Below are 14,014 nucleotides of genomic sequence, written 5' to 3'. Positions count from 1 at the left end.
GGGGCGGAACTTCAGGGCTGAACGTCGATGCGCAGCCCCGTCAGCTACGGCCGCGTCCGCGCTAACGCCGGACGCGGTAAAATTGCGCACTTCGCCTCTCTCCCTCCTGACCCGACCGTGACTGCAACACCCGCCAACGCCTATCCGAACGCCCCCGAGACCCCTGCCGACGCTGACCTCATCGACAACGATGGCGTCATCCACGAGGCACGTCTGTGGTGCGACGACGGCTGGACGGCCAAGGTGATCAAGAACGAGGAAGACGACGGTTGGGCCGTCGCGATGTACAAAGATGGCGAGTCCGAACCCGCCCTTGTCGGTCCGTGGACGATGGGCCGCGACAAGAAGAATCCGAAACCGCTCGACGTGAACGCCTTCAATACGCTGGTGAAGACCGCCGCCGAAGTGCTGCGCCGTCACGAGCAGCAACTGCGCGCACAAATGCACAAACGGGTGAGCGTCGATGGCCCGGACGGCGACATCGAAGTCACGCTCGACATCGTGCCCGACGAGTACGATCCGTACGCCACCCTCAGCGCGATCGACCGCTTCGGCGAAACCATCGCGTCGGTGAAAGTTCAGCCGAACTTCAAGCTCTCGCGTAACAGCGCTCAGGCGTGGGTCGCCAACGATTTTCAGCGGCCCCAGTAAGCGCCCGCTCACGGCCTGCGGTCATCTATGCGGCGCCCATCACGCGGGCGCGCGCGCTCCGGCAACATCACCGGACGCGAGACCAACGCTCCCCCTTCGCCTTACGGCTTGACAGCCCGTTACCGTGGGTACCGGGATAACGCGCCGTCTGGCTAGCGGCGCCAGCCTCTCCTACGATCTGTGACAACGACCGCCGATACGGTAAGCGAGCCATCGCTCGCGTCGCATCCTTCGCGTGCGTCGTTCGTCACTGAAAAAGGGAGACCCCATGAAACGCTTTCACATCGCGCTCGCTGTGCGCGATCTCGACCAGTCCATCGAAGATTACTCGGTCCGCCTCGGCCAGCCGCCCTCGGCCGTGGTGCCCGGCGCCTACGCCATGTGGCGCACCGACCTGCTCAACTTCTCGATCAACCAGTCGCCCTCGCGGGCAGGGGAGTTGCGCCACGTCGGCTTCGAAGACGACACCACACCGGAATACAGCAGCAGCACCGATTGCAACGGCCTGCTCTGGGAGGCGTTTTCCGCCGCCGAGCAGGACCGTCGCATAGTGAGCACTTACGGGGTAGCCGTGGGCGGGACGTCTGATTTAGCCGCGTCCAGCGACGCCGCGAAGCGCCGCCCCGCGTAGTCGCGGGCAAACTGCGCGGCGATACGCCCGGAGCGAGCGCCCCGGGTGAGCGCCCACTGCAAGGCGGCTTCCCGTGCTTCGGCGATCTGCGCATCGTCGAAGCCCTGATGCCCGAGCCAGAGGGCGACGGCCGCGAGATACTCGTCTTGCGAGAAGCCGTAGAACGTCAGCCACAGACCGAAGCGCTCCGAGAGCGAGATCTTCTCTTCTACCGCGTCGCCCGGATGCAGCTCGCCGTTCGCGCCCGCGTGTGTGTCGAGATTGTCGCTGGCGGACTCCGGCACGAGATGCCGGCGATTCGATGTTGCGTACACCAGCACGTTCGCCGCACCACCAGACACCGAGCCATCGAGCGCCGTCTTCAACCCCTTGTAGCTCGACTCCCCCGGCTCGAACGACAAATCGTCGCAGAACAGCACGAAGCGCTCGGGGCGCGCACGCAGCAAGCCGACGATGTGCGGCAGATCATCGAGATCGGCCTTGTCCACTTCCACCAGCCGCAGCCCCAACGGCGCGAACTGGTACAGGCACGCTTTGACCAACGACGACTTGCCCGTGCCACGCGCGCCCGTGAGCAGTACGTTGTTGGCCGGATGCCCGGCAACAAACTGCGCCGTATTGCGCTCGATGACTTCGCGCTGACGCGACACGTTGCGCAAGTCGTCGAACGAAATCAGTTGCGGATCGGTGACGGGCACGAGCCTTGCGCCACCTTGCCCTCCCTGCCCGCCGCGCGACCCGCGCCAGTGAAAGGCCACCGAAGCGCGCCAGTCGACCGACGGCGACTTGTCGCCGGTCAGCCACTGTTCGACCAGCGCCGTGAGGCGATCCAGTCGTTCGCAGAGCGGCGCAAGGGCGTCTTGGCCCCCGACGTTGCCGGGTACGCTGCCCGGTGTAGTACCTGAGTTGATGGATGGCGATGCCTGCGCTGCCGACGCCCGCGCCACGGGCGAGGTGCCCCCCGGCCCCTGCTGCCCGCTGTACAACGGCGCGTCCGTCGAAGCGCGGTCGCCCGCGCCCTGTCCCGGCACGGCCTCATGACCGTTAGCCGGTGTGGTTCCTCGCTCCCGATGTGCCGTTGATTTCCACGCTGTGCTTGTCATGCCGGCACCTCATCCGAATCCGATGCATCGTCCCCGCCGAAGCCCGGCAACGGACGCTTCCAGCGCTGCGCGATCGCCACGCCCACCAGCGCGACGCCACCGCCAAGAATATGGAAGGTATGTAATTGCTCACCGAGCATCAGCACGGCAAGCACCGCCGTCATCACCGGCAGCACGTTGATGAACATGCTGCAACGGTTGGGGCCGAGATGGCGAATGCCCTGAATCCACAGAATCGGCAACAGAATCGACGCGCCGAGCCCCGCATACAGCACCAGCGGCACGGTCGCCACGTTGAGTTGCGCCTGACCGGCGGGCACCAGCGCGACCATCGGAATCATCGTGATCAATGCCGCGCACGCCTGCACATACGCCGACTGTGTCGACGGCAACGCGACGTGCCAGCGGCGCAGCAACACGCTGTACAGCCCGTACGACGCCGACGCGATCAGCATCAGCACGTCGCCCAAGTGAATACCGCCGTCGAGCAGCGTGGCCGGATGGCCCCGCCCGATCAGGTACACCAGCCCCGCGAGCGACATCAGACCGCCGACGAGCATACCGAGGGTCGGCGGCTCGCGCAGCAGCGCCACACTCCAGAGCAACGTCAGCAGCGGTGCGAGCGCCGTCACGATGGCCATGTTCGTCGCGGTGGTGCTGTGCGCCGCGAGATACGACAGGCTCTGATAGAACGACATACTCAGAAAGCCGAGGAAACCGAGCTTCGCCAACTGCGGGCGCACATGCGACCAGTTGCGCATCAGCGGCCGAATGACGAACGGTGTCAGGACCGCTACGGCCAGTACTAGCCGATAGAACGTAATCGCCGAGGGCGCGATGGCGCTGGCAGAGAGTTTCGAGACGATGACGTTGCCGGCCCACAACAGCATGGCGCCCAACGGATACAGGATGTACCCCATGACGATTCCCACAGAAGTCAGAAAAAGGAAGGGCCATCGTCGGTGATAACCTTTTGGGTGTCTCACGCTAAAATAACCAAACCTATCTCAAAAAAGACATCGTCATGCCGCCGACGGATCTGGTGCCGACCGATCACCTTCGTTTCGAACGCACGCCCATGCCGATGGCCGCGATGGCGATCGATTACCCCCATAACACCTTCATTGCGTCGCACCGGCACCGGCGCGCGCAACTGCTCTATGCCATCGAAGGGGTGATGATCGTCGCGGCGCCGTCCGGGCGCTGGGTGGTGCCGCCGACACGCGGCGTGTGGCTGGCCGCCGGGCTGGAACACACGGTGCAGATGAGCGGCAACGTTAAGATGCGCACGGTATTCGTCGAACCCGATGCCGCCAAGCTGCCGCAAGCGAGCTGTGTGGTGGACATCTCACCGCTCGTGCGCGAATTGATACTCGCCGCCATCGCCATTCCGCTCGACTACGCCCCGGACTCGCGCGACGCCCGGCTCATGCGGCTGTTGCTCGACGAGTTGACCGCCCTGCCCGTGCTGCCGCTCTATCTGCCGTGGCCACGTGACGCACGGCTCGCCCGCGTGTGCGACCGGCTGGTGCAGACACCGGCCGATGCCGCCACACTCGACGATTGGGCGCGCGAAGTCAGCCTGTCGGCCAAGACCTTCCAGCGGCGATTTGCGGCGGAAACGGGAATCACGTTCGGCCGGTGGCGGCAGCAGGCACGATTGCTACAGGCGCTCGAAGCGCTCGCGCATGGCGAGAAGATCGTCAACGTCGCGCTCGATCACGGCTATGCTAGTCAAAGCGCGTTTGCCGCGATGTTCAAGCGGCACTTCGGCGTGCCGCCGTCGGCGTTCTATCGTTGATCCACCGCTGATGCGCTGAACGGCGCACGGCACCCACGCGTCACCTTGCCACCGCGCATCCCGACACGAATTTCACAACGAACCCCAACACGGAGACACGCTCATGCATTACCTGCTGACTTACGAACTCGTCGACGACTATCTCGACCGGCGCGCCGAATATCGCGACGCGCATCTGGCGCTCGCATGGCAAGCGGTAGATCGGGGTGATTTGTTGCTGGCGGGTGCACTGGAAGATCCCGTCGATACGGCGGCATTGCTGTTCGAGGGCGAAAGCGCGGCGTCGGCCGAGGCGTTTGCCAATGCCGATCCGTATGTGCGCAACGGGCTGGTGAAATCGTGGCGCGTGCGGCCGTGGAAGACCGTCGTAGGGAAGATGGCGAGTACGCCGGTGCGCTGAAGGTGAATTTCTGCGGCACAAAAAACAAAACGCGCTTGGCGATGAAGCCAAGCGCGTTTGCCGACAACCGATTATCTGACGTGCAACCGGAGCTAACCGAGTGTCACGCCGATGAATCTGGCGTCCCCTAGGGGATTCGAACCCCTGTACTCACCGTGAAAGGGTGATGTCCTAGGCCTCTAGACGAAGGGGACTTAAAGTCTTCCGTTTGGTGGAGGTAAGCGGGATCGAACCGCTGACCTCTTGCATGCCATGCAAGCGCTCTCCCAGCTGAGCTATACCCCCGTGCGGCGAAGAAGTGAGACTATAGCGCAGCTTTTTGAAGTTGTGAAGCCCCCTCTCCAAATTTTTTGGAGAATTTCGACAACATCCGAGCCTTTACTGGCTCAGCCCGCGCGCCTCGATTGCCCAAAGCGCTTCCACACGTCCGTGCCGTACCGCGACATACCGGTCATACAGATTGACCGTTGGGTCGCAGTGCCCCGGCACCAGCAGAATCGTCTCACCAAGCCACGGCATACTGTCTTCGGTTGCCGACGCCAGCTCAAGCACGCCATGTTCGTCGGAGGCCGTACGGTAATGCGGCTTGCCCGCCTGCTGCGACAACCAGAATCGCGGCAAGCCCGAATCGGTCGCCACGCTTTTGAGTCCTGCATCGCACACTATCACGCCCGGACGCGCGGTGCTCATTACCGTCGACGCGAGGAACAACCCATGCCGGAAGCGCCAGTCGTCGCGCCATTCGAGCGAGCCGTAGTGCCCGTCGAGAAACGCGTACGAGCCCGGCTGAATCTCGGTGTATACACCGCTTTCGATATCGAACTCCGCCGTGCCGGTGCCACCGCCCGTCACGACCGGACAAGTGATACCACGCGCTTCGAGAAAGCGGACATACGCAGCGGCCTTGTCTGCCGCTTGCCGCGCCGTGTCGCGCCGCAGATCCCAACTGGCGATGTGCTGTGCGCTACCGTGGTAAGCCTGCAAACCGCCGAAGCGCAACCCTTCGTAGTGATCGATGGCATCGACCAGTTCCGCCACGGCGTCCGTCGAATCCACCCCGCAACGTCCCTGCCCCACGTCGACTTCGGGCAACACGGCGATGCGCACGCCCGCACGCTTGGCCGCCATGCCGAGTGGTGCGACCTGACGCACATCGTCCACGCAAACCGACAGCGTCACGCGTGCGGCCATCGCGACAGCCAGTGCGACGCGCGCTTCGCCAACGAACTCGTTACTGATGTGGATATTGCCGATGCCTGCATTGACGAACGGAATAGCCTCGGTGACCTTCTGGCAGCAAACGCCGACAGCGCCGGCCGCCATTTGTGCACGGGCAATGCTCGTCGACTTGTGCGCCTTAGCGTGCGGGCGCACCGCCACGCCTCGGGCAGCGGCCGCGCTCGCCATACGTTCGATGTTGGCGTCGAAGGCGTCGAGATCGAGTACCAGCGAAGGCGTGGCGATCTGGGCGAGCGCGTCGCCCACTTTCGCCACGGGCGGTACGGCAATGCCGCCGACTGCCGGCGGCACAGCGGAAGACACTACAGAAGCAGACGTCGAAACAGCGTTGACCGAATCAGGCATGACAATCCTTTGACGGAAGCGCGCGGCAAATTACGCGGACAGCGATGCGGGCAGCGCCTTCGCCAGCACGCGCGCCACGTGGAGCGCCTGCGTGTGTGCACCATCGTGAATCTGATGACGGCAACTGGTGCCGTCGGCCACGACGATGGCATTGGCGTTACGTTGCCGGACGGCTGGCAACAAAGACAATTCGGCCATCGCGCGCGAGGTGTCGTAGTGCTCGGCCTCGTAACCGAAACTGCCCGCCATGCCGCAGCATGACGACTCGATCGATGATACCTTCAGCCCCGGCAGCCAACCAAGCACCGCCGTCACCGGCGAGAACGCGTCAAACGCCTTCTGATGGCAATGACCGTGCACGAGCGCCTCGCCCACGTCATCGGGCAACGCTTGCCAGTTCACTGAAAAACGGCCTGCCTTGTGCTCGCGAACCAGAAATTCCTCAAAGAGGAACGCGTTGTCTGCCACCTTGCGTGCGGTGTCGCCAAAGCCGTAGCCGAGCACTTCATCGCGCAGCGACAGCAGACACGACGGCTCCAGTCCCACGATCGGCACGCCACGTTCGACATACGGCAGCACCGCATCGAGCAACCGGCGCGCTTCGGATTTCGCCTCATCCACAAGTCCGGCTGCCAAAAAAGTGCGTCCGCAACACAGCGGCCGCTCACCGTCACGCCGGTTCACGTGCACCGTATACCCCGCCGCTTCGAGCACTTGCTTCGCCGCCAGCGCGTTCTCGGGTTCCATGTAGTTGTTGAACGTATCGACGAAGAGCAACACTTCACGCTCGCCGGGCGCGGCCTGACGCCCATTCGCAAGATGCGCGAGCGGTGCCTGCCCATCGAGGAACGACCGCCGCAACGCCGGCACCGAACGCTCCAGCGCGAGCCCCAGCCAGCGCTTAGCGGCATTCCCGCCCGGCAGGCGCTGTGCGGCATCGAGCAGGCCACCGACGCGGCTGACCCACGGCGCATAGCGCGGCAGATACGCAATCATCTTGTCGCGCAACGACACTCCGTGGCGCTTCGCCCGTGCATGACGGGCTTCGATCTTGAAGCGCGCCATGTCGATCCCCGTGGGGCAATCGCGCTTGCAGCCCTTGCACGACACGCACAGATCGAGCGCCTCCTTGACGTCATCGCTGGCCAGCCCGTCCTCGCCCAACTGCCCCGATACTGCGAGGCGCAACGTATTGGCACGCCCTCGCGTGACGTGCTGCTCATCGCGCGTGACGCGATAGCTCGGGCACATCGTGCCCGCGTCGAATTTGCGGCAGTGGCCGTTGTTGTTGCACATTTCCACGGCCGATGCGAGACCGTTCGAGGCGTCGCTGCCGGTGCCGGGCGCCGTCTGCTCGCCCGTGAGCGCTTCGCGCTTCACGTTCCACGCGCTCCAGTCGAGCGCGGGCGTCAGCGGCTTGGCCGCATATCCCGGGGCGAAGCGGAACAGCTCGCGCGAATCCATCTTCGGCGGGCGCACCATCTTGTCCGGGTTGAAGCGATTCTCCGGGTCGAACAACTGCTTGATCTCGCCAAACGCCGCATTGATGCGCGGCCCGTACTGCCAGGCCACCCATTCGCCGCGGCACAGGCCATCGCCATGCTCGCCGGAATAAGCGCCCTTGTACTCACGCACCAGCGCCGCCGCTTCCTCGGCAATCGCGCGCATCTTGTGCGCACCGTCGCGACGCATGTCGAGAATCGGACGCACGTGCAGCGTGCCCACACTCGCGTGGGCATACCACGTGCCTTCCGTGTCGTGACGATGGAACACTTCGGTCAGACGCCGCGTGTACTCCGCCAGATGTTCGAGCGGCACGGCGCAGTCTTCGATGAAGGACACCGGCTTGCCGTCGCCCTTCATGCTCATCATGATGTTCAACCCGGCCTTGCGCACTTCCCACAGCGCCTTCTGCGGCCCGGCCTCGGGCATGTTCACCACGCTGTCGGGCAAGCCGAGATCGCCCAGCAAGGTGGAGAGATCGTCGAGCTTTGCGCGCAGTACCGCCGCGTCGTCGCCCGCGAACTCCACCAGCAAAATCGCCTGCGGATCGCCCACCAGCGCCTTCTCGATCACGGGCCGGAACGCAGCGTTGTCCATCGCCAGATCGATCATCGTGCGATCGACCAGCTCGACCGCAACCGGCCCCAGCTTGACGATGTGCTGCGTGAGATCCATCGCCTGATAGAACGTGGGGAAATTCACCACGCCGAGCGTCTTGTGCACCGGCAGCGGCACGAGCTTCAGCGTGATCTGACGGCTATACGCGAGCGTGCCCTCCGAGCCGACCAGCAAGTGCGACAAGTTCGCCACGCCGTCATCGGTATAAGCGCGCGGATTCAGACAGTCGAACAGATCGAGGTTGTAGCCCGCCACGCGGCGCAGCACGCGCGGCACACGCTCACGCAGTTCTGCTTGCTCGCGCACGGCAATCTCGTGCACACCGGCCAGAATCGCTTGCGTGCGTGCATCCGTCGGCGGCGTATGCAGCGAGCCGAAATGCAGTTGCGCACCATCGGCCAGCACCGCATCGATGGCAAGCACGTTGTGCACCATGTTGCCGTACTCGATGGAGCGCGAACCGCACGAGTTGTTGCCGGTCATGCCACCGATCGTGCATTGCGCGGCGGTGGACACATCCACCGGAAACCACAGGCCGTGCGGCTTGAGCCACGCGTTCAGATGATCGAGCACGATGCCGGGCTCGACCGTCACCGTGCGCGCATCGGCATCGAACGCCACCACGCGGTTGAGCCATTTGCTGTTGTCGATGACGAGCGCTTCGCCAATGGTCTGACCGCACTGACTCGTCCCCGCCCCGCGGGCGAGCACCGGCACGTGCTGATCGCGCGCGATATCGAGGGCGCGGATCAGGTCGTCCTGATCGCGCGGCACCACCACACCGATCGGGAAGATCTGATAGATCGACGCGTCGGTGGCATAGCGGCCCCGGCTTGCGCGGTCGAACAGCACTTCACCGCGCAGTTCGCGGCGCAGTCGTTCCTGCAACGGGGTCAGGGCCACGCCGCCGCGTTGCATCGGCATCAGATGCACGGGCTGGAGCACAGAGGAAGCAGAGGATTTCGATTGCGGATTCATGACGTTGCTGGCGTTGAGCTGGCCTGAGGCGTCGCTGCACGGGCGGGCCAATGCCCGCCCGGCAGGAGAATGTGGCTTATGCCGGCTGGCGCGTGGCACTCGCGCCCTTGGCTTCACCGGCGCTCGAGAACTTGCTCTCGGGCTGCATGCGGAAGGCGAGGATCACGCCGACTCCCATCAGGATCATGCTGCCGAGGAACGGCAGTTCCCAATTGCCCGTGCGGTCGATCAGATACCCCGAGATCACCGGCGAGAGGATGGCCGCGAGCGCCGAGCCCGTGTTCATCATGCCGCTGGCCGTGCCCGAGTATTCCGGCGCGATATCCATCGGAATCGCCCACATCGGACCGATCGTCATTTCGGCAAAGAAGAAGCCGAATGCGAGGCAGGCCATCGACACATACAGGTGGTGCGTGAACATCATCGGCACCAGCGAAATCAGCGTGAGCAGCATGCACACCGATACCATCCAGCTACGCGCCTTCTTGAGGCTGCCGGTGCGCTCGTAGAGCTTGTCGGTCACGATGCCGCCGAGCGTATCGCCGATCACCCCGGCAAAGAACACGCTGGACGCAAACAGCGCCGACTTCTTCAGATCGAGGTCGTAGCTATGCAGGAAGTATTGCGGAATCCACGACAGGAAGAGCCACAGCGTCCACCCGTAGCAGAAGTACACGATCGTGACCGGTGCCATGCGCTTGAACAGCGGCCCCCAGGGCACCGACGGGCTCTTGGCCTTCAGTGCCGGCAACGTGGCAAGCTCTTCGGTCGTGATGCGCGGATGATCTTGCGGACGCTCCGTGAACGTGAAGCCCCACACCACCACCCACACCAGGCTCACGATACCGCACAGATAGAACGACTCGCGCCAGCCATGCGTGGCCATGATCGCCACGACGAGCGCCGGTGCCACCGCATTACCGATACGCGAGGCGGCGTGCGTGATGCCCTGCGCGAAGCCGCGCTTTTCCTTGGGAATCCAGCGCGACATGGCCGACGTGGCCGCCGGGAACGTTGCCCCTTCGCCCAAGCCCAGCAACAAACGCGCGAGCAACAGCGTGACGAGACCGCCCGCCATGCCGGTGAGAATGGTCGCGACGGCCCACAACGCACCGCACACGAGCAACGTGCGCTTGGCGCCGAAGCGATCGCTCACCCAGCCGCCGATGATCTGGAAGACAAGGTAGGGATAGGCGAAGGCCGAAAAGACCAGACCGATTTCGGTCTTGTTGAGATTGAATTCCTTACCGAAGCCGGCAGCAGCGGTGCTGACGTTGACGCGATCTAGGTAGGTGATGAAATACATGACGCATAGCATCACCAGCACGACTCTCGTCGCTCTGAAAAGCTTCATTGCATGTCTCCTGAAACAGCCCGTAGGGCGCGCCCGTTCGCAGCAGGCGGCGCGTGAGGTGTTGCTGCGGCACGGGCAGTTTCTGTGACATGGCCCGGCGCCGGCTGAATTGCAAGCAAAGCATTCACTGCAAGGGCGTGCATGGCATACCCCGTAATTCCCGCCCGTTTCCCGAAAACTGTCTCAGGTAAAGGCGTTCAACGACCCGCTCGACTAGCGGCAAGCCAGCGGTAAGCCACCGCAAAAACCGGCAAACGCCCCGATCAACGATTCGGTCTGCGACAGAATCGGCCTCCAGATCGGGGCGCTACCGTAGGGCCTGTTCACCCTGATCGCCGGGTCGTTCGATCGCCAGATCAGGCGGCGGCCTTGAGCGACGGCGTGCTCTTGGCTTCGGCCAGATAGGCCATCGCCGCCACCACCCCCGAACCGGCCAGCTTCACGCCCGACAGTTGCAGGCCCATCTCGCAACCCGCGAGCGTGGCCATGAGCGTGAGATCGTTGCAATCGCCCAGATGGCCAATGCGGAACATCGTGCCGCGAATCTTGCCCAGCGCCTGACCGAGCGACATGTCGAAACGCTCGTAGATGCGCTTGCGCACCTCATCGGCATCCACGCCTTGCGGCATCACCACGCCGGTGAGCACCGGGCTGTACACCGCCGGGTCCTGACACTGAATCTCGAGGCCCCATGCCAGCACCGCACGGCGGGTGGCTTCGGCCAGACGCTGGTGACGGGCGAACACGTTGTCCAGCCCTTCTTCGAGAATCATGTCGAGCGCTTCCGACAGGCCGTACAACAGGTTCGTGTTCGGCGTGTACGGCCAGTAGCCGTTCTTGTTGGCTTCGATGATTTCCTGCCAGCCCCAGAACGCGCGCGGCATCTTCGCGTGGCGGCCGGCTTCAAGCGCCTTCGGCGAGACCGCGTTGAAGCTGATCCCCGGCGGCAGCATCAGACCCTTTTGCGAGCCCGAGACGGTGACGTCCACGCCCCACTCGTCGTGGCGGTAGTCCGCCGAGCCAAGACCCGAGATCGTATCGACGAGCAGCAGCGCGGGGTGACCGGCGGCGTCGATGGCACGGCGCACGGCCGCGATATCGGAAGTCACGCCGGTCGACGTTTCGTTATGCACCACGCACACGGCCTTGATGCCGTGCGAGGTGTCGGCGCGCAGGCGCGCTTCGATCATCTCGGGCTTCACGCCCTGACGCCAGCCGTCGGTGCCGGGCAGGCCAATGAATTCCGGCTTCAGGCCAAGGTTCTCGGCCATCTTCTTCCACAGCGTGGCGAAGTGACCCGTCTCGAACATCAGCACGGTGTCGCCGGGCGAGAGCGTGTTGGAGAGCGCGGCTTCCCAGGCGCCCGTGCCCGAAGCCGGATAAATCACCACCGGCTGTTCAGTCTTGAAAATCTTCTTGATGTCAGCGAGCACCTTGCGGCCCAGCGCGCCGAACTCCGGGCCGCGATGGTCGATGGTGGGATAGCTCATGGCGCGCAGAATGCGATCCGGCACCGGACTCGGTCCGGGAATTTGCAGGAAGTGGCGCCCCGAGGGATGGAAATCGAGCTTCAACATGAACGACTCTCTCCTTTTGAATTTTGCATGCAAAATACTTTAGCAGAGCCGAAAATTCTCGCAAGGGGTGAGAAACACTTTTAATACAGGTGTTTACCCGGGCGGGACGGGAGCGGGATTCAGTACGGTACAATCGCCGCCATGAAGGTTTGATGATTTTGAATGCAAAAGATGGAAGACTTGCCGACGATTACCGGAACCGAGATCCCACGCGTGGAACGCCTGCGTTTGCACGACACCGTGGTCGAACACCTGCGCAAGCTCATCATCGAAGGCGTGCTCGCGCCGGGGGTGAAGCTCAACGAGCGTGAGCTATGCGAGACGCTGGGTATTTCGCGCACCCCGTTGCGTGAAGCGTTCAAGGTGCTCGCCGCCGAGGGGCTGATCGACATCGCGCCGAATCGCGGGGCGAGCGTGGCACGCATGACGGAAAAGGAGATCTGGGAGACGTTCGAGCTGATGAGTGCGCTCGAAGGGTTTTCTGGTGAGCTGGCCGCCGAGCGGATGACTGCCGTCGAACTGGCCGAGATCAAGGCGCTGCATTACGCCATGCTGGCGTGTCGTGCGCAGCACGATCTGCCGGGGTATTACGCGCGTAATCAGGAGATTCACGATCGGATCAATGAAGCCGCGCGCAACGGGGCGTTGCGTCAGACGTACATTTCGATCAATCGCCGTTTGATGGCGCTGCGCTTTCGCTCGAACTTCCGCACTGATAAGTGGGATCGGGCCATCGACGAGCATGAGCAGATGATTGCCGCACTCGAAGCGAAAGACGGTAAGCGGCTATCGGAGATTTTGCGCAAGCACCTGCTCGCCAAGCGCGATGCGGTGTTGCAGATTCATGCGGAGCCGGTCGGGGACGTGCGCAACGACTAAGTCGATTTAGTCGATTAGGCGCGCACCCTCCCCGGCCGACGCCGGGCGCCTCACAGCCGGCGCTCGGCAGCCTCCCGCGCACGGCGTGCGAGCACGGCGGGCGATTCCAGCACTTCACCGGCCAGACGCGCGACGAGCGCCGCCACACTACGGCCGTATTGCTTGCCGGCGATGACATCCGCCGGATCGAGCGCGTAAGCCGCGTCAGCTTCCACCCCTTGACCCGTCACGCTCACGAAGTCTTTGAGACGGCGGGCATGCAGCCCTTCGTCCGGCGTGTCCGGGTCTTCCGGGTCGGACCACACCATGCCGTGCTTGGCGGCGAGTGCGGCGAAATAGTCGAGCGTGTTGCGCTTGTCGTCGCCCGGACGGTAGCTGAACGAAAACCCGCCTGCCACCTTGTTGCGCCAACTGCTCGCCCGCCACATATCCATCGTGGCGTCGGCAAAAGCTTTGAGCGGCGCAGCGATACCGCCTTGCAGCGCCGGGGCACCGAAGATAATGGCGTCGGCATTCGCCAGACGCGCCAGCATCATTTCGTCGTGCCACTGACCGTCGATCAATTGATGCGGTTCGATACTGAGTAACTGTGCGTGTGCACCGGCGTCGTTGACGCCTTGGGCAACCGAATGGGCAATCATGGCGGTTGCGCCGCCTTGCGAGTAGTAAACGATTGCGATATTGGACATGGCGTAGTGCTTCCTAACTCAGGATGTCCGCCCCATGGCACCGCCCGGATCGCGCTTCCCTTCGCTTCCGTTGGCTGTCTGGACATCAGTCAAGGCCAGATGATGCCAGCGATAACCCTTAGGGGATAGCCCGCATTCGTGAACATGACTGTTCCGTAAACGATAACAATCGGACGGCCACGCCACGCTGTCCGGGCCATTACATTGTTCTGACAGAAAAATGGCGCGAAGCTGACAGCGTTCGCG

12 protein-coding genes and 2 tRNA genes are annotated in these 14,014 nt (G+C 63.6%); 5 read left to right on the top strand and 9 right to left on the bottom strand.

Annotated features, from left to right (window positions below):
• Window positions 1-117 precede the first annotated feature (117 nt).
• Window positions 118-651: a hypothetical protein gene (locus tag AT302_RS06550; protein WP_407668828.1), complete on the top strand. Its 534-nt coding sequence runs from the start codon at window positions 118-120 to the stop codon at window positions 649-651.
• A 268-nt stretch (window positions 652-919) separates the two neighbouring features.
• A complete protein-coding gene (locus tag AT302_RS27185; protein ID WP_084656060.1) occupies window positions 920-1,282 on the top strand; it encodes a VOC family protein in 363 nt (120 codons plus the stop codon).
• Here the strand turns inward: AT302_RS27185 and AT302_RS06545 are convergent.
• Entirely contained in the window at window positions 1,210-2,115 is a 906-nt protein-coding gene (locus tag AT302_RS06545) for an ATP-binding protein (protein ID WP_237172161.1), read from the bottom strand. The genes AT302_RS27185 and AT302_RS06545 overlap by 73 nt on opposite strands.
• A 266-nt stretch (window positions 2,116-2,381) precedes the next feature.
• Window positions 2,382-3,305 (bottom strand): DMT family transporter, encoded by a 924-nt coding sequence (locus AT302_RS06540; protein WP_058377729.1) that lies wholly within the window; start codon window positions 3,303-3,305, stop codon window positions 2,382-2,384.
• 104 nt (window positions 3,306-3,409) lie between these two features.
• On the opposite strand from AT302_RS06540, the gene AT302_RS06535 reads away from it, so the two are divergent.
• On the top strand, window positions 3,410-4,186 hold the full coding sequence (locus tag AT302_RS06535) for an AraC family transcriptional regulator (RefSeq protein ID WP_058377728.1): 777 nt from the start codon (window positions 3,410-3,412) through the stop codon (window positions 4,184-4,186).
• Between the two features lie 103 nt (window positions 4,187-4,289).
• Window positions 4,290-4,586 carry a YciI-like protein gene (locus AT302_RS06530; protein ID WP_058377727.1) on the top strand — a complete coding sequence of 99 codons (297 nt, stop codon included), beginning with the start codon at window positions 4,290-4,292 and terminating at the stop codon, window positions 4,584-4,586.
• Window positions 4,587-4,704: 118 nt separating this feature from the next.
• Here AT302_RS06530 and AT302_RS06525 read toward each other — a convergent pair.
• The 6 genes from AT302_RS06525 to AT302_RS06500 all read right to left on the bottom strand — a co-directional run bounded on the left by AT302_RS06525 (window position 4,705) and on the right by AT302_RS06500 (window position 12,200).
• A tRNA-Glu gene (locus AT302_RS06525) sits at window positions 4,705-4,780 on the bottom strand.
• Window positions 4,781-4,795: 15 nt separating this feature from the next.
• Window positions 4,796-4,871: transfer RNA gene (locus tag AT302_RS06520), tRNA-Ala, on the bottom strand.
• A gap of 93 nt (window positions 4,872-4,964) precedes the next feature.
• A complete protein-coding gene (locus AT302_RS06515; RefSeq protein ID WP_237172160.1) occupies window positions 4,965-6,050 on the bottom strand; it encodes a DSD1 family PLP-dependent enzyme in 1,086 nt (361 codons plus the stop codon).
• 150 nt (window positions 6,051-6,200) lie between these two features.
• A complete protein-coding gene (locus AT302_RS06510; protein ID WP_058377726.1) occupies window positions 6,201-9,269 on the bottom strand; it encodes an FAD-binding and (Fe-S)-binding domain-containing protein in 3,069 nt (1,022 codons plus the stop codon).
• 76 nt (window positions 9,270-9,345) lie between these two features.
• A complete protein-coding gene (locus AT302_RS06505) occupies window positions 9,346-10,623 on the bottom strand; it encodes an MFS transporter (RefSeq protein ID WP_058377725.1) in 1,278 nt (425 codons plus the stop codon).
• 356 nt (window positions 10,624-10,979) lie between these two features.
• Window positions 10,980-12,200, bottom strand: coding sequence for a pyridoxal-phosphate-dependent aminotransferase family protein (locus AT302_RS06500; RefSeq protein WP_058377724.1), 1,221 nt, complete (start codon window positions 12,198-12,200; stop codon window positions 10,980-10,982).
• 162 nt (window positions 12,201-12,362) lie between these two features.
• Between AT302_RS06500 and AT302_RS06495 the strand changes: the two genes are divergently transcribed.
• Window positions 12,363-13,079 carry a GntR family transcriptional regulator gene (locus AT302_RS06495; RefSeq protein WP_058377723.1) on the top strand — a complete coding sequence of 239 codons (717 nt, stop codon included), beginning with the start codon at window positions 12,363-12,365 and terminating at the stop codon, window positions 13,077-13,079.
• A gap of 50 nt (window positions 13,080-13,129) precedes the next feature.
• Here AT302_RS06495 and AT302_RS06490 read toward each other — a convergent pair whose 3' ends face one another.
• Complete coding sequence (locus AT302_RS06490) at window positions 13,130-13,768, bottom strand: flavodoxin family protein (RefSeq protein WP_058377722.1); 639 nt, start codon at window positions 13,766-13,768, stop codon at window positions 13,130-13,132.
• Between the last annotated feature and the right edge of the window lie 246 nt (window positions 13,769-14,014).

Origin of the sequence: Pandoraea norimbergensis (genome assembly GCF_001465545.3) — a bacterium.
In the GTDB taxonomy this organism is placed as follows: domain Bacteria; phylum Pseudomonadota; class Gammaproteobacteria; order Burkholderiales; family Burkholderiaceae; genus Pandoraea; species Pandoraea norimbergensis.
This window is presented reverse-complemented; position numbering and strand designations above follow the sequence as displayed.